Source organism: Phaeobacter porticola (assembly GCF_001888185.1).
GTDB classification, from domain to species: Bacteria; Pseudomonadota; Alphaproteobacteria; order Rhodobacterales; family Rhodobacteraceae; genus Phaeobacter; species Phaeobacter porticola.
On record NZ_CP016364.1, the window covers coordinates 2,639,411 to 2,656,448 of the forward strand.

Below are 17,038 nucleotides of genomic sequence, written 5' to 3' on the forward strand. Positions count from 1 at the left end.
GGCCACCCATGTTTCTTGATCTCCTCACCCGCCGCAATCCCGCGCTAATAGAAGCAGCAATCCTGCTTCATCAAAACGGAAAGCTACCCACCAACTGCTATGTCCTTGATCTGGACACCGTAGAGGACAATGCCCGTGTGTTCGCTGAAAACGCCAATGCACTGGGCCTGAAGACGTTTGCCATGACAAAGCAGGTCGGTCGGCATTCAGGGTTCTGTCAGGCGGTCATGCGCGGCGGGATCCCCCGTGCTGTCGCCGTAGACATGGCCTGTGCCGTGGCCTGCGAACGGGCAGGTCTGAAGGTCGGGCACCTTGGCCACCTGGTGCAAATTCCGCGCAATGAGGCCGATCTTGCTGCCACTCACATTGCTCCCGACTACTGGACCGTGTTCAACGATGACAAGGCAGATGAGGCCGCAACAGCCGCACATAGGGCAGGTCGCGACCAAGCCCTAATGGCGCGGATCCAGACCACCGATGACATCTTCTACCGGGGGCACGAGGGCGGGTTTGATGCCGCCGCCATCCTTGACGTCGCCGACCGGATGGATGCCCGCGATGGTGCGCATTTTGCAGGCATCACGACCTTCCCTGCGCTCTTATTCGATCAGGACACCCGCAAGGTGAGGCCGACCCCAAACCTGTCCACACTGAACCGCGCCGCCGAAGCCCTTGCCAAGGCCGGGCGCAGCGGCATTGAAATCAACGCCCCCGGTACAACGTCATCAGCAGTGCTGCCCGCTCTGGCAGAGGCAGGTGCCACCCAGTGCGAACCCGGAAATGGCCTGCATGGCACAACCCCGCTGCACGCGGTTGAGGACCTGCCGGAACGGCCAGCCGTCGCCTATCTGACCGAAGTGTCGCATTCCCATGCCGACAGGGCGTATTGCTTCGGGGGCGGGCTTTATATTGACCCGGTTTTTCCTGAGTATGACGTGCAGGCAATTGTCGGTCGTGACCCATCTCAGACAACTCGGCGGTCTGTCGAAATTCCCGACAGCCAGTCCATCGACTACTACGGCATGATTGACAGCGCTGGCCCATCCGCCCCGCAGGCCGGCGATAGCGTTGTCTTTGGCTTTCGGGGGCAGGCCTTTGTGACCCGTGCCTATGTCGCGGGCATCTCGGGCATCGCCAGCGGCGCGCCAACCGTCACAACAATCGAGAACATATTCGGCCAGCGCGAAGCCTGGCCCGACCTAAGGTGACCCGCATGACAAACGCCACCCTTGCCCTGAAAGGCATCCACAAAGTGTTCGGCGGAGTGGTCGCGATCGAGAATTTTTCGCTCGACCTATACCCCGGCGAAATCGTCGCCCTTGTCGGGGATAACGGGGCTGGAAAATCGACCCTGATCAAGATCGTTTCAGGCGTTCACAGACCAACATCCGGGTCAATCCGGCTGGATGGCCGCGAAACCAGTTTCGCAGATGCATCCGGCGCACGCGAAGCCGGGATCGAAGTTGTTTATCAAGATCTTGCCCTTGCGGACCAACAACCGGTTTACATGAACATGTTTTTGGGGCGCGAGCTGACCAAGGGGCCACTCGGCCTATTGGACAAGCGCAAGATGATGGAAGACACACAAACCTTGGTCGATGAGCTTGACGTCCGCATCCCCTCAGCGCGTGCGACCATTCGCGACCTCTCTGGTGGCCAGAGGCAGGGCATTGCGATTGCGCGTGCGACGCATTGGGCCAGCAAATTGATCCTTCTGGATGAACCAACGGCCGCGCTTGGCGTTGCCGAAACCGCGCGAGTCGAAGAGCTGGTGCTGTCACTTCGCGCGCGCAACATTGCCATTCTCATCGTCAGTCACAGCCTGGATCAGGTGTTCCGCCTGTCCGACCGCGTCTGTGTGCTGCGCCGGGGCCAGCAGATCGGCGTACGTGAGACGGCAAAAACCGACAAAAACGAAATTATCGCCATGATCACCGGACTTCAGACCTAATCAAAGTCATCATTCGACCAAGTACAAAGCAGGTTGCCGCCTGACCTAGGCCTATATCTCTGGACGCTATCGTCTGAGGCGTGATCCCGGGTTTGCTACGCCATCGCTGTTGCCTGTCAGCTGCCGTACACCTGCCCCCAACGCTCGATCAGTTTTTGTTGCACCTGTTTGGCCCGGCGGTTCCAGGACTTCGCGCCTTTTGGCCGCTCCCGGTCGGCACGCGAAATTCGTGATCGTGCGTTCTGGTCGGCGCTGAAGATCGCAAACGCCAGCACTGTGCCGTCCGCCGCCGTCATAAACCCCCCAAGGCCCGAGACAAAGTTCAGCGTACCCGTTTTTGCCGCAACCTTGATCGGATGAGTTTTCAAAACACGCCCCTTGCTGTCACGCATCGGAAAGGCCTTGAGCAGCGGTTTCAACCGCCCGTCGCGATAGGATGCAATCAGCGCGCTAACCATATCATCCGGTGTTACCCGAGAGTCCTCTCCCAGGCCGGAGTGATCCACCAATCGGGTGTTCTTCATCCCATAGGTGCCGGCCGCCCAGCGGTTCATCTCGGCGGCAGAGTCGCGCAGACTGCGGGGCCGCCCGCCGCGTGCCTGCGTCGCGGCCAGTCCAATCATTTCGGCCATAAGGTTGTTGGAATATTTCAGCGTTGCTTTCAACATCAGGTCCAACGGCGGGCTGTTGTGATGGGCCACGACCTGACCCGAAGGGCGCGACTTGGCCATCTTTGGTTTGCCAAGCTTGATACCATTGGCGCGTGCCATGGTGCGAAAGACATCCGCCGCATAGGCCCCCGGATGGCGCACCGGCAACCAACGCGCCCCCCCTTTGCCCAGCGCCTTGCTGGCCACTGTCCAGTTGTCGACATCGTTCCGCTCGGCGTAGCTATAGACCGGCAGGCTGCGCTGCGCGATCTTCATGGTGGCCACCGCCACTTCTGGGCGGTATTTCTTGGTGCGGGCGTCCATCGTCACCGCCCAGCTCTGCCCCGCGCGTTTCCACTCAAAATGCACCCGATTGTAGTTGAGCGCGAGCCCCGAAATCGCCGGGCTATAGCCGACATGATCAGGTTGGCCCGGATCAATCGTCTTGATCTGCGGCAAAGCCCCGTCCCAAACCCGGTAAGCCCCGCGCACCTCGCGGATACCCGAAGTTTTCAACGCCTTTGCCAATTTTGCCAGATTATCAGTGTTCAGCATCGGGTCGCCACCGCCCACCAACACCAGATCGCCAGACAGCACACCGCCGCTAATTCCGCCGGTCGCGACAATCTGCGTGGTAAAGCGATGGTCCGGCCCCAGCGCATCCAGCGCATAAAGCGCAGTCAGAGCCTTAGCAACACTGGCAGGCGGCAGGCCAGCGCTGGCGCCTTCAGCTTCCAGCCGCAAACCGGTTTTCACATCGGCCACGGCGCAGGCAACCTTACCAGACAGACCCGCACGGGACAGCAGACCCTTCAGCCCGCCACCAGCGCTGATCAGGCTCGCCGGATCGCGCGCCAGTGGGCGCAGCGATATGGCTGGCGCATTGGCCAAAGCGGTATTCGCCGCCACAGAGGCAAGGCTGGTGGTCAGAAAAAATCGTCGCGAAATCATATTAGCAATAGTCTACCCAAAACCCCTACAATTCTGCAAACGTGCCACAGGTTTTTGTGACGCATGCTGGCGGACATATGGCCGCTTTTCTTCTCCATGGCTGCCTGCTACCGCTGGCGCAATGGTACGGGCAGTCATGATCATGTTTGTCGCCATGTCAATGATCCCTGCCGGGGACCTTTGCGGGAAACTGCTCACATCGGGCGGTCTGGCGACACCGGGATTTGTGGCGTGGTCGCGGTTTGCAATCGGCACAGTATTGGTGCTGCCCTTTGCCTGGCGCGGGGCGTGGCCGCTGTTTGCCGACTGGCGGCTATGGCTGCGGGCCGCCCTGCTCAGCGGTGGCATCCTGTCTATCCAAATCGCCCTGCAAACCGAACCCCTCGCCAATGTCTTTGCTGCTTTCTTTGTCGGGCCGATTGTCAGCTATGTACTGTCGATGCTGCTGCTACGTGAACCCGCCACCACCCTGCGTAGCTTATTGATGGCGCTGGGGTTCTGTGGCGTATTGCTGGTGGTGCGCCCCGGTCTTGGCGGCTCGGCCAATCTGGTCTGGGCGGTGCTGGCAGGCGTGTTCTATGGCGGGTTCCTGACGACGTCGCGCTGGCTATCGCATCTGGGCACACCCTTGCAGCTGAGCCTAACCCAGCTGTTAATCAGCGCCCTGCTGACACTGCCACTTGGTCTTACCGCGCTGCCCGCCCCCAGCCTCAGTACCGCAGCACTGACCTTTGGCAGTGCCGGGTTTTCAATGCTGGGCAATCTGCTGCTGCTCTTTGCCTATGCGCAGGCACCGGCCTCACGGCTGGCACCGCTGGTGTATTTCCAGTTGATTGCGGCCGTATCACTGGGATGGTGGGCCTTTGATCAATGGCCCGACGCGCTGACCTGGATCGGTCTAGGCATTGTGGTCAGCGCGGGCCTTCTATCAGCGCGGCTGCGCCGCTGACCAATCGCCCCGCGCCCGGATCTCGGTTGAGCTGGCATTGACCATCGGCACATTTACGAAACACCACGCCGGAGTCGTAGCGCGGGCCAAAAGACGGCTCTGCCCGCCCTTCAGCCGGTATGGTGCATATAGCCGCGCCGCAGGGGACAGCCGCGCCGAGATCCGGTCACCGGGCCGCGCCAACACCCCCACGGGCACCGTCTCAAGGATCTGCTGCCAGTCTTTCCAGCGATGAAACTCAGCCAGATTGTCCGCCCCCATCAGCCATACAAACCGCACACCCGGATGCTGCTTGCGCAGGATGCACAGGGTTTCTGCGGTGTAGCGCGTGCCAAGCTGGGCCTCGATCCCGCTGATCTGCACGCGGGGGTGATCCATTAGGTCCTGCGCCGCCGCGATCCGCCGCTCCAAGAGGGCTGGCGGATGCGCCTTCAGCGGATTACCCGGCGAGACCAACCAGACCAGCTGATCCAGCCCGAACCGCTTTAACGCCGCAAGCGAAATCGCCCGGTGCCCCTCGTGCGGTGGATCAAAGGACCCCCCCAGCAGACCAACAGTGGTTCCAGGCGGAATATGTGACAAGCGATGCATCATAACCGCCTTGATGCACAGAGTTGCAGGTGAGATCAATCAGGTGTTGTGGACCGACGAAGAACAGTTTGAGATCATCCCGCCTGCCCGCCCTGCTTGCATCGGCACCTCGCGGCTTTCCAACCTGAAGGCCTGCCGCGCGCGCATCGGGGACATGCGCGCATGGGCCGACACAGCTTCCTTTTCTGTCTGACGGGGTAGCGCGCTGCCGCCCAGGCAACTAGGGGCGCTGCCCCTCGGCCATATGGCCTCACCCCGGAGTATTTGAAGAAAGGTGACGGGTTGCACCGCCTGTCATCTTTCCCAAAATACTCTGGGGTCCGGGGCAAAGCCCCGGCGATTAAAGATCCGACAGGCCGTCCCTCAGGGACGTCACGTGCGTCAGGCCGCGATGGGCAGACCCTCAAAAAGCCCCCGCCCCGCATCCCGCATTGCCCCCGCCTCCCCCATCCGCTATCACACCAGCCAGCAAATTCCCCCCTTAACGGAGCTGTCTCATGGCTGCCTATCAATACGTCTACCACATGCAGGGGGTCTCCAAGACCTATCCCGGTGGCAAGAAATGCTTTGAAAACATCCACCTGTCCTTTCTCCCCGGTGTGAAAATCGGTGTCGTCGGCGTCAACGGCGCCGGTAAATCCACCCTGATGAAGATCATGGCCGGGCTGGATACAGATTTCACCGGTGAGGCCTGGGCGGCTGAGGGAGCCAAAGTCGGCTATCTGCCGCAGGAGCCGAAGCTGGACGAAAGCCTGACTGTGCGTGAAAACGTCATGCTGGGTGTCAAAGCCAAGAAAGACAAGGTCGATCGTTTCAACCAGATCGCGGTCGAGATGGCCGAGAACTACACCGATGAGCTGATGGAAGAGATGACCGCGCTGCAAGACAGCATCGATGCGGAAAACCTCTGGGATCTGGACAGCCAGATCGACATCTCGATGGAGGCGCTGCGCTGCCCGCCGGATGATGCTGAAATCGCCAACCTGTCGGGCGGTGAACGCCGCCGAGTAGCCCTGTGCAAGCTGTTGCTGGAAGCGCCGGAAATGCTACTGCTTGACGAACCGACCAACCACCTTGATGCCGAGACCATCGCCTGGCTGCAGCAGCACCTGATTGACTACAAGGGCACCATCCTCTGCGTCACTCACGACCGCTATTTCCTGGACGATATCACCAGCTGGATCCTTGAACTGGATCGCGGCAAGGGCATCCCATACGAAGGCAACTACTCTGCCTGGCTGGAGCAAAAGGCCAAGCGCCTTGAGCAGGAAGCGCGCGAAGACAAATCCAAGCAGAAGACGCTGGAACGCGAGTTGGAATGGATGCGTCAAGGTGCCAAGGCGCGGCAGGCCAAATCCAAGGCCCGGATCAACGCCTATAATGATCTGGCCAGCCAATCCGAGCGCGAGAAACTGACCCGCGCCCAGATCGTCATCCCCAACGGCCCGCGTCTGGGGTCCAAGGTGATCGACGTCGAAGGCATCTCCAAACACTACGGCGACAAGCAGCTGGTTGAACGCCTGTCCTTTGATCTGCCCCCTGGCGGCATTGTCGGCGTGATCGGCCCTAACGGCGCCGGTAAATCCACCCTGTTCCGCATGCTGACCGGCCAGGAACAGCCCGACGCAGGCACCGTCACCTATGGCGACACCGTGAAGCTGTCTTATGTCGATCAGTCGCGCGATGATCTGAAAGACAATGAAACCGTCTGGGAGGCCATTTCCGGTGGTGCCGAGATCATCGAGCTCGGCGATGCGCAGGTCAATTCCCGCGCCTATTGCTCCTCGTTCAACTTCAAAGGTGGCGATCAGCAGAAACCGCTGAACCTGCTGTCGGGCGGTGAACGTAACCGGGTCCATATGGCGCGGTTGCTGAAAGAGGGCGGCAACGTGCTCCTGCTCGACGAACCGACCAACGATCTGGACGTCGAAACCCTGCGGGCGCTAGAAGATGCGCTGGTCGACTTTGCCGGCTGCGCCGTGGTGATCTCGCACGACCGTTTCTTCCTCGACCGGATTTGCACCCATATGCTGGCGTTTGAAGGCGATGCCCATGTGGAGTGGTTCGAGGGCAATTTTGAGGACTACGAGGAAGACAAAAAGCGCCGTCTGGGAGCCGACGCGCTGGAACCCAAGCGGTTGAAGCACAAGAAGTTTGTGCGGTGATTTGAGGGGCTTCAAGGTGGCGGCTTGAACGTCGCCACCTTGTGTCTTGAGGTAGCGGCTAATTTAGCTTTCCATAATTACTCTCGCCGCCAGATCGACGGCTTGCTCGTACCTTTTATGGGATGAAAAACGCTCGTAATGATTGGGTGCAAGCCGTTCATACAAAGCATGATTTCCTGGGTGAACATCTGTCGAATCGATCTCACCTCTCAAGAGCAATCCAGAAATACTGTCTTTCAAAGGTGAACTACCTCGGCTTCGGTTCAGGTTGGCTCCGCTTTCCATCGCCATTTCGTGAACATATGAGGCTAGAGAGTTGAGGGTACGTCTAGTTTCTCTCATTTCCTCTCGAATAAACTCGGTTTCTGAGACTTCTCTAGTTTCGATCCCTGCGACTTCGAACTTTCCAAAATGTTTCAGAAATGTTGTATAATCTGCCGCTGCAGAGGCTTTGACAGTAGCCACAATTTTCTTCGACAAATCGATTTTGAACTGTTGAATAACAGAGTAACGAAGATCTCTAGGGTATTCCAAATGTTCAATTGGTGAGGTGTCGAAGCTATAAGAGGTTTTATCGTCTTTTAGCACGATTGCAGGCTTGTCAAAAGCCAAACGAAGTCCGAGTTCAAACATGACATTCGCATTTTTAGCACTCACGTCGCACACAACGATTTCGCAATCGTATAGGTTCTGTACAATCCTCTGCTGGATGACCCCTACGTCGTCGGGCTGACTGACTAACTTCGCTTCATAGCCTGCCTTGTCCGCCGCTTCGGAAATTACCCCTAAGACATCCGTCCAGTGAGCCGAAGTACACCCGTCGATATCAGAAATTGGCATAACAATGCCGCAAATTGGCCGTGGAGATTCTTCAGCGCCACTCGTAGCCTTGCCATTCTCTGAAATTGCTTTTTTTGACATATTTCTCTCAAATATTGCTCGTCATACAGTTGCACATCTCAACCTATACCTACACCCGTTTCAATAACTAACTTTCTCAGGGACTAAATATGAGCGCACGATGCAAATGAGGTCGATGTCATTGCCGCCGCATGTGTTCAAAGCATGAAAGAAATCAGGTATAGCCTTCACTTGTCAGATGGACGAATGGAGCGACTCGAGACATCAGAGCTGCGTCGTCGCGAGCTTCTATGGAAAACCTGCTGCCCCTCTTCCCCCTTTGCCACCCAATCGGCATAATTTGAACAAAATCATCGCTAGTCTTTAACCATACTCTAACGATGCCCCCTGCGAGAACCGCGTGGGGGACGGGCCAGAGAAAGGGCAGAGCATGGCAGGGATTGGTATTCTGGTAGGCGTCATTGGCGGGCTGAATGCGGCCATTCTGGGTTATACGCTGATTGGATTGTCCTTCGGGATGAGCCTGCTGCTCTATCCGCTGATTGGTGTGCCGTCGGCTTTGGTCGCGATTGTTTTGCTATGGATGCAGAAAACTGCCCGTGAAGCAATGGCGCAGGATCCGCAGGAGGATTACGGCCATCATCCGCATCAAGGGGTTTCGCATAAACCAGCGCGGGCCTGATACGGGCCAGTATTGAGGCCCGACACCTTAGGTCTCTGCATTGTCAACACGCTGCACTGCGGTGCGGTTCCTGCCATTCTGATGTACGGCTGCATCAAAAAACAGCTCAGACACCGATATTGTCACCCAACTGACCATTAGAGGTATTGATTGCACGGCCTACTTTTGGTCAGCTCCCTAACATGTGTAGTGAGGGTGCGATGGCTTGGTTGGCGATGTTAACAAGTGCGGGCGTGATGATGCTTGCAGCTGTGATAGGTCATGTGGTGTACGCCCTCCCCATTTGGGGGTTATTGCTGCTTTATTCATCCCTGGGTGGCGCGCTTGGTCTGACGCTGACAGTTGCGCTCATGCTGAAAAACGGCGGGTTTTCGCGCAGTGATCCGACTGAAAATTCACAGGATTAGACAAATTTTAGGTTTCGCGACCCAGGCGCTGTACCCGGATAAATCTGATATATTGACTTTATATCAAACCCTTATGAGCATGACATCAATAAGACACGGCAGATAGGTCGTGTCGGGTTAACCAAAAATAAGGAAAATTTGATCTATTCTGCGCGTGACGAAAGAGTTGCGATCCGCCCTAAATATTGTAGATTAAATTCAGCTCAACTCAGAGGGGAAGCGAATGGCTTGGTTAGGGATTATTGTCGGAACCTTTGCAGGGATCTTCTCTGCCGTGGCCGCCTATACCCTCTTTGCCCTACCCCTTTGGTACAGCCTGATGCTCTATCCCACCGTCGGGACAACAAGCGCGGTTTTGACGATTTTGGTTATGATCCACCTGCCGCCCGGATTAGGCCCAATGGCGCAGCCGCACCGGGATGAGCTTCGCCGCACCGCCTGAGGCGACCCCCTCAGCAAGTTTCTGCCTTGACCGGGACGGCCCTATCTTTACCCTTTGGCCCAGCTGACGATCTGCCCTGCCCGCATAGCGCCGGCTTGTCGTTTCTGCTCTTTGCCACGGGCAAAGCGCACCAGCGTCGGGATCCCCTTGATGCGGTAACGCGCGCCGGTGGACTGATGGGTCTGAGTATTCAGCTTGACCAGCCGCACCTGCCCCTTCAGTGATTTTGCCGCCTTGGCAAAATCCGGCGCCATCATCTTGCAGGGGCCACACCAAGGCGCCCAGAAATCCACCACCAGCGGCAGATCATCCTGTGCCGCAGCCTTTTGCAGGGTGGCGGGTTCAACATCAATCGGCCCGGCCGGAATCAGCGCCGCACCACAGGTGCCGCATTTGGGACCCGCGGCCAGGCGGTCCTCCGGCACGCGGTTCAGCTGCGCACAACTAAGGCAGGTCAGGGTCTTTGCGCCCATATCGTGGTCTCTCCTTGCAGAAGGTCGCCGTTGCGACCTGCCCCCGATATACGTGACATTGCGCGCGGGACAAGAGCCATGCAGCGGCTGTGAGAGACCTGCGCCCAGAGCACACGGCCCTAGAAGGTGAGCTTCGCGCCCAGAATGATACTATGGGACTGCACGCCGGCATCGCCCGTACGCCGGGGCAGGATCAGCGGCACAAACCCATCGTTGAACAGGTATTCTGCGCCCAATGTGACATTGGGGGCCACCGCAACCTCCATCCCCAGAATGACCTGCGACATCGATTCCCATTCGGTGCCCGATGCCCCCTGCCGCCCGTGACTGGCAGACAGCGAATAGACCGCAGGACGTCCCAGAAACTCACTCCGGTAGCGCCCCTGAAGCGTCAGCGCGCTGACCTTATGGTCGGTGGCAGGCCAGCGGTCGGTAGTTTGGGTGAATTCGGCCATGACGTCAAAACGCTCTCCGCTGAGGGTGGCGTGGACATCCCATGCACCGTTCCAGCCGCGATCAATGCCGCTGCCGGGCGGATGATGGGCGATGGCGCTGTCGTAGATCGTCCCGCGTAGAAAACCGGCCCCCAGTTTCAGCCCCATCCCATTGGCCAGCGGAATACGATGGGCCGCGTTCAGCGCATAATTGGTGTAGTGGTCATCGTTCTTCGGGCTGCTGATCACCCGATTGCCGCGATGGTTGCGGATGATCGACAACGCCAGCTCGGTGCGATCCGTAATATAGCCGATCTCAATCAGCGGATCCTTGGTCTGGGCCCAAAAATAGTGGCTGCTATGGGTGTGTGTGAAGGGCGCGTAGCTGGCGAAATTGCCGAAGTTCACGGTCTTGCGCCCCACCGCCACATAGAAGGGAGAGCGGTCCAGGTCGCCGATTGCCAGCCAGGCCTTGCGCAGTTGGATATCATTCTGGCCGGGATATTCGACCTCGGTATATTCGCCCTGCACCACCGCTGTCAGCAAAGGTGTCGTGGCGGTGGCGATGAGCGAGATATCATTGATGACCCCATAGGTGTCAGAGGTGCCGCTGGTGTGGGTGGGCGGCAACCGCGACAGGATCGGAAACTTGCCGGGCGTATTGGTGTTCTCATAGATCACCGTGCCTAAGAAGCGCCCGCCAAAGGTGATTTTGTTGATCCCCAGCTGCCCGGACTGCCGCGCCCGCAAGGCGATGGCGACCTTGTTGGTCACATCCTCCTGCCGGTCCAACATCCGTTCCGAATACCGCAGTGAGGTTGCGAGAAAACCGACGCCCTCCTGTGCCTCGCCCGTGTGGGCTGCGGTCATGCCCACAGCCATCGTCAGCGCGGCCAATACCGCGCGCCCCCCAAATGAAACAGTCACAATCGTTACTCCAGTATATGACCCCCGACAGACCACCAGCCGTGCTGCGCACAACACCCGGCCGATCTCAGACAGGGTCAATCCGGTTGCAGGCCAAACAGGCCCAACACCAAACCGCTAGAAAATAACGCGTACCCCCGTGCGACCTTGCCGGTGGAACTGCCCCCGCAGCTGTGCCGGAAATACCGTCGCCAATCGCTGAAATCCGCCGAAACTGGCGGTGGATCAGAAACGCGATCCAATCACAGAGTATCACAGCTTCGTGATCTGACGAAGCCTGATCTGCTAAGGAGACAGCGTCCTGACTGCGGGCACCTGTTGCGCTGACGTCGCGCAGGCGGCGTTGCAACGGATCCGCACCGGGCCACCTATTGACCGGATCGGCACTCCACCGCAGACTGACTGCATCTGTTCCAAAACCGAAAGAGCCTCGCATGTTGTCACGCCGCGCCTTTCTGGCCAGCTCTACCGCAGCCTCGCTCTGGCCCCAGATCGGGTCAGCCGAAACGGTCTTTGACCCCACGCCGCAAGAGGTCCGCATCAAGAAGGAATTCGCCCCCGGGCAGATCCTTGTGCTGCCGCGATCCTACTACCTTTATTACGTAACCGAGCCGCGACGGGCGCGCCGCTACGGGGTTGGCGTCGGGCGCGCAGGGCTAGAGTTCACTGGCACGGCGCTGATCCAAGTTAAAAAGGAATGGCCGACCTGGCGTCCCACCAATGAGATGATCGAGCGTGACCCGCGCGCATATGCACGCTTTGTTGACAATAAATATGTGCAACCGGGTGGCGCTGATAATCCGCTTGGCGCACGCGCGCTTTATCTGTTTCAGAACGGCGTGGACACGTATTTCCGCATCCACGGCACCAATCAGCCGCAAACGATTGGCCATTCCGTTTCCAACGGGTGCATCCGTATGCTGAACGAACATGTTGTCGATCTGTACGAGCGGGTGCCAGTGGGCACCGTGGTGACGGTGCTCTGAGCGGCGCATAGCCGCACCGGGGCCAGATACGGCATAAGGCCGCCAAAGCAGAGCCGAGCATTGCCAATGCGATGCTCAGCCTGCACAACTCGCAGACAACCGTCACTATAACACTTGCACCCAAGGGATATTGGCGACAAGATTGTCACCGCAACGTTATGCAGAACTCATTGCTGTCCCCGGAGGCTCGGTCATGAATACGCAATGGCATTGCCGGGCTGTCGCATGTCGCGGACAGAGAATTGAGTAAAGACTAGGAGAATAAGACGATGGCCACAGGCACCGTCAAATGGTTCAACACCACTAAAGGTTTCGGTTTTATTGCACCCGACTCGGGCGGCAGCGATGTGTTTGTACACATTTCCGCTGTTGAGCGGTCCGGACTCACCGGTCTTGCTGACAATCAGAAAGTGACCTACGAACTGCAGCCCGGCCGTGACGGTCGCGAGTCTGCCGTTGATATCCAACTGGCCTAACCGCCAGAAATTAACAAGATCAGCTGTCGGCCCCCTTTCGGGGCCGTCTTTCGTTCTAACACACGCAACTTCCACACCTCTGTTTGGTTCAGAAGACTCGCGTGGGCACAATGACCCGCCATATTACTGTGACCTAGGGACGCGCCTGTGCGATCAGTTCCAGTATTTTGGGTCCGATAGCAGCGATATTCAGCGCCACCCCTTTTGCATTGGGATGGATGCCATCATCCTGCAAATACACGCCTGCCGCCTGCGGGTCATTGCCGGTTTTCGCTCGCATCCCCGCAAGGCTGTCCGCATGCAAAAGCACGCCGAATTCCGCTGCAAGTTCTGGAAAGATCGCGTCGAACTCTGCTTTGTAGTCAGCGCCATAGTTGCCGGGTGCCTGTATCCCGACCAGCAGAACCGGCACGGATGTTTCCTTGGCAACCTCCAAAATACGGGTCAGATTGGCGCGGCTCTCTGCCGGGGCGACACCGCGCAACAGATCGTTGCCGCCCAATGCAACGACCAGCGCATCCGGCCCATCGGCAAGCGTCCATTGAATGCGTGCCGCGCCGCCTGCGGTGGTATCACCCGACACACCGGCGTTGATAAGTTGCGCATCGGCGTCGTTGATATCCAGCCAGTCCTGCAACTGTGGCACCCAGCCCTGCCCCTGCGGCAGACCATAGCCCTGCACCAGACTGTCACCAAGGGCGGCGATCCGCACTGGTTCGGCCTGCGCAATCGCCGCAGTTAATATAAAAATCAATCCTGCCATCATCTTGCGCATTGGCGTAAAGGCTCCATATCGAGAGATGTCCCAAAGAAGGCGCGGTTCATTATGCAGTCCAGCACGATCTCACATTCCGATCCCATCTTGAACCTCCAACATGCGTCTTTGTCGCTGGTTGGCAATACCGGGCCGGTGGAAATCCTGCATGATATTTCGCTAGAGGTGCGAACGGGCGAGACACTGGGCTTGATCGGCCCCTCCGGATCCGGGAAATCCTCGCTACTGATGGTCATGGGCGGGCTGGAGCAGGCCACAGGCGGTACGGTATCGGCGCTTGGTCAAGACCTCACCGCCATGGATGAGGACGCGCTGGCCAGGTTTCGTCGCGACAATATGGGTGTCGTCTTCCAGAGCTTTCATCTGATCCCGACGATGACGGCACTGGAAAACATCGCCACTCCGCTGGAACTCGCCGGGCACAAGCATGCCTTTGAACGCGCTCAGGCAGAGTTGGAGGCCGTCGGCCTGGGTCACCGGGCCGGACATTTCCCGGCGCAGATGTCGGGCGGCGAGCAGCAGCGCGTCGCATTGGCGCGCGCCCTGGTCACCCGCCCTCGCATTCTGTTGGCAGATGAGCCGACCGGAAACCTAGATGCCACAAACGGGGACGCGATCATGGAACTGCTGTTTGATCTGCGTGATCGCTATGGTGCGACGTTGATTATGGTCACCCATGCGCCCGAATTGGCAGCACGCTGCGACCGGGTGATCCATCTGCGTGACGGTCGCCTGGACCAAACCACCACACGTGAGGCCGCAGAATGAACATCAGCGCGTGGTCGCTGGCAAGCCGCTTCGCCGCCCGTGAGTTGCGTGGCGGTTTACGGGGGTTTCGTGTCTTCCTCATTTGCCTGGCCCTTGGCGTGGCAGTCATTGCCGGCATCGGGTCACTGCGCTCGGCCATTGAAACGGGTCTCAGTGACGAAGGTGCCGTTCTGCTGGGTGGTGACGCACAACTGGGCTTTACCTACCGCCGCGCCAATGACGATGAACGGCGCTGGATGGCCGAACACGCCATCACGCAATCAGAGGTCATCGATTTTCGCTCTATGGCAGTGGTTGGCGAGGAACGCGCCCTGACGCAGGTGAAGGCCATCGACAACGCCTACCCGTTGGTCGGCACCGTGCGACTGGCACCAGATATCCCCCTTGGTCAGGCGCTCGACGGCGCAGATGGGGTGCCCGGCGGCGTGATGCAGCGGGTGCTTGCAGACAGGCTGGGCCTCACTATCGGGGATCAATTCACCCTTGGCACGCAGAGCTTTGCCCTGACTGCAATACTGGAGAACGAGCCCGACGCTGCCAGTGCGGGCTTCACCCTTGGCCCGCGCACCATTGTACGGACCAAGGCTCTGGCCCAGTCGGGTCTTTTGCAACCCGGCACCTTGTTTTCCAGCAAATACCGGCTGACGTTGCCTGCGGACACCGATCTGGATCAGTTGCAAGCCCGTGCCGAAGCAAATTTTGATGCCAGCGGCATGCGCTGGGCCGACGCACGCAATGGGGCACCAGGAATTGCCAGGTTTGTTGACCGTCTGGCCGGGTTTCTGGTGTTGGTTGGCCTGTCCGGCTTGGCGGTTGGCGGAATCGGCGTATCTGCTGCGGTGCGCGCCTATTTGGTCGGCAAGACCACTACAATTGCCACCCTGCGTACATTGGGAGCGGACCGTGCCACGATTTTTCTGACTTATTTCATCCAAATCGGCGCGCTGGCTATCCTTGGCGTTGCAATTGGCCTGCTAATTGGCGGGCTGGCCCCTGTCTTGCTTGGCCCGTTGATCGCGGCGCAGCTGCCGTTTCCGGCCGTCTTCGGCCTTTCTATTCCCGCCCTCAGCGAGGCCGCGCTCTATGGTCTTTTGACCGCCTTTATCTTTGCCCTGTGGCCGCTGGCCCGCGCCGAGAGAATCCGCGCCGCCGCGTTGTTTCGCGACGCATTGGACAGCCGCAGCCGTTGGCCCGCGCCCCGCTATGTCGTTGCAACCGCCGTATCTGTTGCCCTGCTTATCGCAGCGGCAGCCGTGTTCAGCGGCGCTGTTACACTGACGCTCTGGACTGCGGGCGGTTTGATCGGCGCACTGGCTGTTCTGCTGGTGGCCGCGCTTGTGCTTGGCTGGATTGCCCGGCGTGCAGCACCGCTCACGCGTGGGTATCCAGCCCTCCGCTGGGCATTGTCCGCGATAGGGACATCGCGGGATGGGGCGGTACCAACCGTGTTGGCACTTGGACTGGGTCTAACGGTGCTGGCCGCCATTGGGCAGGTTGATGGCAACATGCGGCGTGCGATTGTAGGTAATCTGCCGGATCTTGCGCCCTCCTATTTCTTTGTCGACATACAGCGCGACCAGATGCCCGACTTCTTGGCCCGCGTACAGGAAGACCCGGCTGTGGAGCGGGTGGACAGTGCGCCGATGCTGCGCGCGATCCTCACCACCATCAACGACAGGCCCGCGACCGAGGTTGCAGGGGATCACTGGGTCGTGCGCGGAGATCGCGGCATCACCTATGCTGCGGCTCAACCTGAAACGACGCGCATTGTCGCCGGAGAGTGGTGGCCCGAGGATTATACCGGATCGCCCCAGGTCAGTTTTGCCCGCGAAGAGGCGGAAGAACTGGGGATTGGTATCGGTGACACGCTGACCATCAATGTGTTGGGCCGCGATATCACCGCAACAATCACCAGCCTGCGCGAAGTTGATTTCTCTACCGCGGGCATGGGCTTTGTCATGGTGCTGAACGAAAGCGCGCTTGCCGGGGCACCCCATAGTTTCATTGCCACTGTCTATGCAGAACAGGAGGCCGAAGCGCAGATCCTGCGGGACCTGGCCCGTGCAATGCCCAATATCACCGCAATCCGTGTCCGCGACGCATTGGACCGGGTGTCTGATCTCCTGCGGCAGCTGGCCTCTGCCACCGCATATGGTGCCGCTGCGACATTGCTGACCGGCTTTATGGTGCTGATCGGAACCGCTGCTGCTGGCGAACCGGCCCGTCGCTATGAAGCCGCCGTTCTGAAAACGCTGGGTGCACCGCGCAGGCAGATCCTTGTTAGCTTTGCCCTGCGATCCGTGTTTCTGGGAGCCGGGGCAGGGTTGGTCGCATTGATTGCTGGAATGACAGGCGCCTGGGCCATCAACACTTATGTGTTTGAGAGCGATTATCAGGTGATCTGGAGCAATGCACTGGCGATCATCAGCGGTGGTATCCTGACAACGCTGCTGGCCGGGCTGGTGTTTGCCTGGCGCCCCCTACAAGTGCGCCCCGCCCGCATCCTGAGGGCGCGGGACTGATCCCCGCGTCTGCCCCGATCGGTCATCC

Annotated in this window: 17 protein-coding genes; 11 read left to right on the forward strand and 6 right to left on the reverse strand. The window is 59.0% G+C overall.

All coding sequences use genetic code 11. The features are described from left to right. The first annotated feature begins 8 nt into the window (after positions 1 to 8). Complete coding sequence (locus tag PhaeoP97_RS12650) at positions 9 to 1,208, forward strand: alanine racemase (RefSeq protein ID WP_072505357.1); 1,200 nt, start codon at positions 9 to 11, stop codon at positions 1,206 to 1,208. Between the two features lie 5 nt (positions 1,209 to 1,213). Further along, on the forward strand, positions 1,214 to 1,951 hold the full coding sequence (locus tag PhaeoP97_RS12655; protein ID WP_072505358.1) for an ATP-binding cassette domain-containing protein: 738 nt from the start codon (positions 1,214 to 1,216) through the stop codon (positions 1,949 to 1,951). Positions 1,952 to 2,067: 116 nt separating this feature from the next. On the opposite strand, the gene dacB is transcribed toward PhaeoP97_RS12655, so the two are convergent. Then, complete coding sequence (gene dacB, locus PhaeoP97_RS12660) at positions 2,068 to 3,552, reverse strand: D-alanyl-D-alanine carboxypeptidase/D-alanyl-D-alanine endopeptidase (protein WP_072505359.1); 1,485 nt, start codon at positions 3,550 to 3,552, stop codon at positions 2,068 to 2,070. A 142-nt stretch (positions 3,553 to 3,694) separates the two neighbouring features. On the opposite strand from dacB, the gene PhaeoP97_RS12665 reads away from it, so the two are divergent. Continuing rightward, the gene (locus PhaeoP97_RS12665; protein ID WP_237029026.1) at positions 3,695 to 4,501 is read left to right on the forward strand and encodes a DMT family transporter; all 807 of its coding nucleotides are present in this window, start codon (positions 3,695 to 3,697) and stop codon (positions 4,499 to 4,501) included. Here PhaeoP97_RS12665 and PhaeoP97_RS12670 read toward each other — a convergent pair. Then, positions 4,481 to 5,095, reverse strand: a complete 615-nt coding sequence (locus PhaeoP97_RS12670) for a nicotinate-nucleotide adenylyltransferase (RefSeq protein WP_072505361.1) — start codon at positions 5,093 to 5,095, stop codon at positions 4,481 to 4,483. The genes PhaeoP97_RS12665 and PhaeoP97_RS12670 overlap by 21 nt on opposite strands. Before the next feature lie 10 nt (positions 5,096 to 5,105). Between PhaeoP97_RS12670 and PhaeoP97_RS12675 the strand changes: the two genes are divergently transcribed. Together PhaeoP97_RS12675 and ettA are read left to right on the forward strand one after the other, a co-directional pair. After that, complete coding sequence (locus PhaeoP97_RS12675; protein WP_072505362.1) at positions 5,106 to 5,285, forward strand: hypothetical protein; 180 nt, start codon at positions 5,106 to 5,108, stop codon at positions 5,283 to 5,285. 304 nt (positions 5,286 to 5,589) lie between these two features. Further along, positions 5,590 to 7,257, forward strand: coding sequence for an energy-dependent translational throttle protein EttA (ettA, locus tag PhaeoP97_RS12680; RefSeq protein ID WP_072505363.1), 1,668 nt, complete (start codon positions 5,590 to 5,592; stop codon positions 7,255 to 7,257). Positions 7,258 to 7,320: 63 nt separating this feature from the next. Here ettA and PhaeoP97_RS12685 read toward each other — a convergent pair whose 3' ends face one another. Further along, positions 7,321 to 8,178, reverse strand: coding sequence for a hypothetical protein (locus tag PhaeoP97_RS12685; protein WP_072505364.1), 858 nt, complete (start codon positions 8,176 to 8,178; stop codon positions 7,321 to 7,323). 370 nt (positions 8,179 to 8,548) lie between these two features. Here PhaeoP97_RS12685 and PhaeoP97_RS12690 point away from each other — a divergent pair, with 370 nt between their 5' ends. Further along, positions 8,549 to 8,800 (forward strand): hypothetical protein, encoded by a 252-nt coding sequence (locus tag PhaeoP97_RS12690; RefSeq protein ID WP_072505365.1) that lies wholly within the window; start codon positions 8,549 to 8,551, stop codon positions 8,798 to 8,800. A 630-nt stretch (positions 8,801 to 9,430) separates the two neighbouring features. Beyond that, positions 9,431 to 9,649, forward strand: a complete 219-nt coding sequence (locus tag PhaeoP97_RS12700; RefSeq protein WP_072505367.1) for a hypothetical protein — start codon at positions 9,431 to 9,433, stop codon at positions 9,647 to 9,649. 47 nt (positions 9,650 to 9,696) lie between these two features. Here the strand turns inward: PhaeoP97_RS12700 and trxC are convergent, their stop codons facing one another. Both trxC and PhaeoP97_RS12710 read right to left on the reverse strand, forming a co-directional pair. Next, positions 9,697 to 10,122: a thioredoxin TrxC gene (trxC, locus tag PhaeoP97_RS12705; RefSeq protein WP_072505368.1), complete on the reverse strand. Its 426-nt coding sequence runs from the start codon at positions 10,120 to 10,122 to the stop codon at positions 9,697 to 9,699. 119 nt (positions 10,123 to 10,241) lie between these two features. Further along, a complete protein-coding gene (locus PhaeoP97_RS12710) occupies positions 10,242 to 11,483 on the reverse strand; it encodes a hypothetical protein (RefSeq protein WP_072506465.1) in 1,242 nt (413 codons plus the stop codon). A 434-nt stretch (positions 11,484 to 11,917) separates the two neighbouring features. Between PhaeoP97_RS12710 and PhaeoP97_RS12715 the strand changes: the two genes are divergently transcribed. Then, the gene (locus tag PhaeoP97_RS12715) at positions 11,918 to 12,469 is read left to right on the forward strand and encodes a L,D-transpeptidase (protein WP_072505369.1); all 552 of its coding nucleotides are present in this window, start codon (positions 11,918 to 11,920) and stop codon (positions 12,467 to 12,469) included. A 269-nt stretch (positions 12,470 to 12,738) separates the two neighbouring features. Next, positions 12,739 to 12,945 (forward strand): cold-shock protein, encoded by a 207-nt coding sequence (locus PhaeoP97_RS12720; RefSeq protein WP_072505370.1) that lies wholly within the window; start codon positions 12,739 to 12,741, stop codon positions 12,943 to 12,945. A gap of 133 nt (positions 12,946 to 13,078) precedes the next feature. Here PhaeoP97_RS12720 and PhaeoP97_RS12725 read toward each other — a convergent pair whose 3' ends face one another. Next, entirely contained in the window at positions 13,079 to 13,720 is a 642-nt protein-coding gene (locus tag PhaeoP97_RS12725; protein WP_072505371.1) for an arylesterase, read from the reverse strand. 51 nt (positions 13,721 to 13,771) lie between these two features. Between PhaeoP97_RS12725 and PhaeoP97_RS12730 the strand changes: the two genes are divergently transcribed. Continuing rightward, complete coding sequence (locus PhaeoP97_RS12730) at positions 13,772 to 14,488, forward strand: ABC transporter ATP-binding protein (protein ID WP_072505372.1); 717 nt, start codon at positions 13,772 to 13,774, stop codon at positions 14,486 to 14,488. Beyond that, the gene (locus tag PhaeoP97_RS12735) at positions 14,485 to 17,010 is read left to right on the forward strand and encodes an ABC transporter permease (RefSeq protein ID WP_072505373.1); all 2,526 of its coding nucleotides are present in this window, start codon (positions 14,485 to 14,487) and stop codon (positions 17,008 to 17,010) included. Before PhaeoP97_RS12730 ends, PhaeoP97_RS12735 begins: the two co-directional genes overlap by 4 nt. Positions 17,011 to 17,038 lie beyond the last annotated feature (28 nt).

Coding starts and splice junctions, on each gene's coding strand:
- PhaeoP97_RS12650 (WP_072505357.1), top strand. CDS start 9: ATGTTTCTTGATCTCCTCACCCGCCGCAATCCCGCGCTAATAGAAGCA.
- PhaeoP97_RS12655 (WP_072505358.1), top strand. CDS start 1,214: ATGACAAACGCCACCCTTGCCCTGAAAGGCATCCACAAAGTGTTCGGC.
- dacB (WP_072505359.1), bottom strand. CDS start 3,552: ATGATTTCGCGACGATTTTTTCTGACCACCAGCCTTGCCTCTGTGGCG.
- PhaeoP97_RS12665 (WP_237029026.1), top strand. CDS start 3,695: ATGTTTGTCGCCATGTCAATGATCCCTGCCGGGGACCTTTGCGGGAAA.
- PhaeoP97_RS12670 (WP_072505361.1), bottom strand. CDS start 5,095: ATGATGCATCGCTTGTCACATATTCCGCCTGGAACCACTGTTGGTCTG.
- PhaeoP97_RS12675 (WP_072505362.1), top strand. CDS start 5,106: ATGCACAGAGTTGCAGGTGAGATCAATCAGGTGTTGTGGACCGACGAA.
- ettA (WP_072505363.1), top strand. CDS start 5,590: ATGGCTGCCTATCAATACGTCTACCACATGCAGGGGGTCTCCAAGACC.
- PhaeoP97_RS12685 (WP_072505364.1), bottom strand. CDS start 8,178: ATGTCAAAAAAAGCAATTTCAGAGAATGGCAAGGCTACGAGTGGCGCT.
- PhaeoP97_RS12690 (WP_072505365.1), top strand. CDS start 8,549: ATGGCAGGGATTGGTATTCTGGTAGGCGTCATTGGCGGGCTGAATGCG.
- PhaeoP97_RS12700 (WP_072505367.1), top strand. CDS start 9,431: ATGGCTTGGTTAGGGATTATTGTCGGAACCTTTGCAGGGATCTTCTCT.
- trxC (WP_072505368.1), bottom strand. CDS start 10,122: ATGGGCGCAAAGACCCTGACCTGCCTTAGTTGTGCGCAGCTGAACCGC.
- PhaeoP97_RS12715 (WP_072505369.1), top strand. CDS start 11,918: ATGTTGTCACGCCGCGCCTTTCTGGCCAGCTCTACCGCAGCCTCGCTC.
- PhaeoP97_RS12720 (WP_072505370.1), top strand. CDS start 12,739: ATGGCCACAGGCACCGTCAAATGGTTCAACACCACTAAAGGTTTCGGT.
- PhaeoP97_RS12725 (WP_072505371.1), bottom strand. CDS start 13,720: ATGCGCAAGATGATGGCAGGATTGATTTTTATATTAACTGCGGCGATT.
- PhaeoP97_RS12730 (WP_072505372.1), top strand. CDS start 13,772: ATGCAGTCCAGCACGATCTCACATTCCGATCCCATCTTGAACCTCCAA.
- PhaeoP97_RS12735 (WP_072505373.1), top strand. CDS start 14,485: ATGAACATCAGCGCGTGGTCGCTGGCAAGCCGCTTCGCCGCCCGTGAG.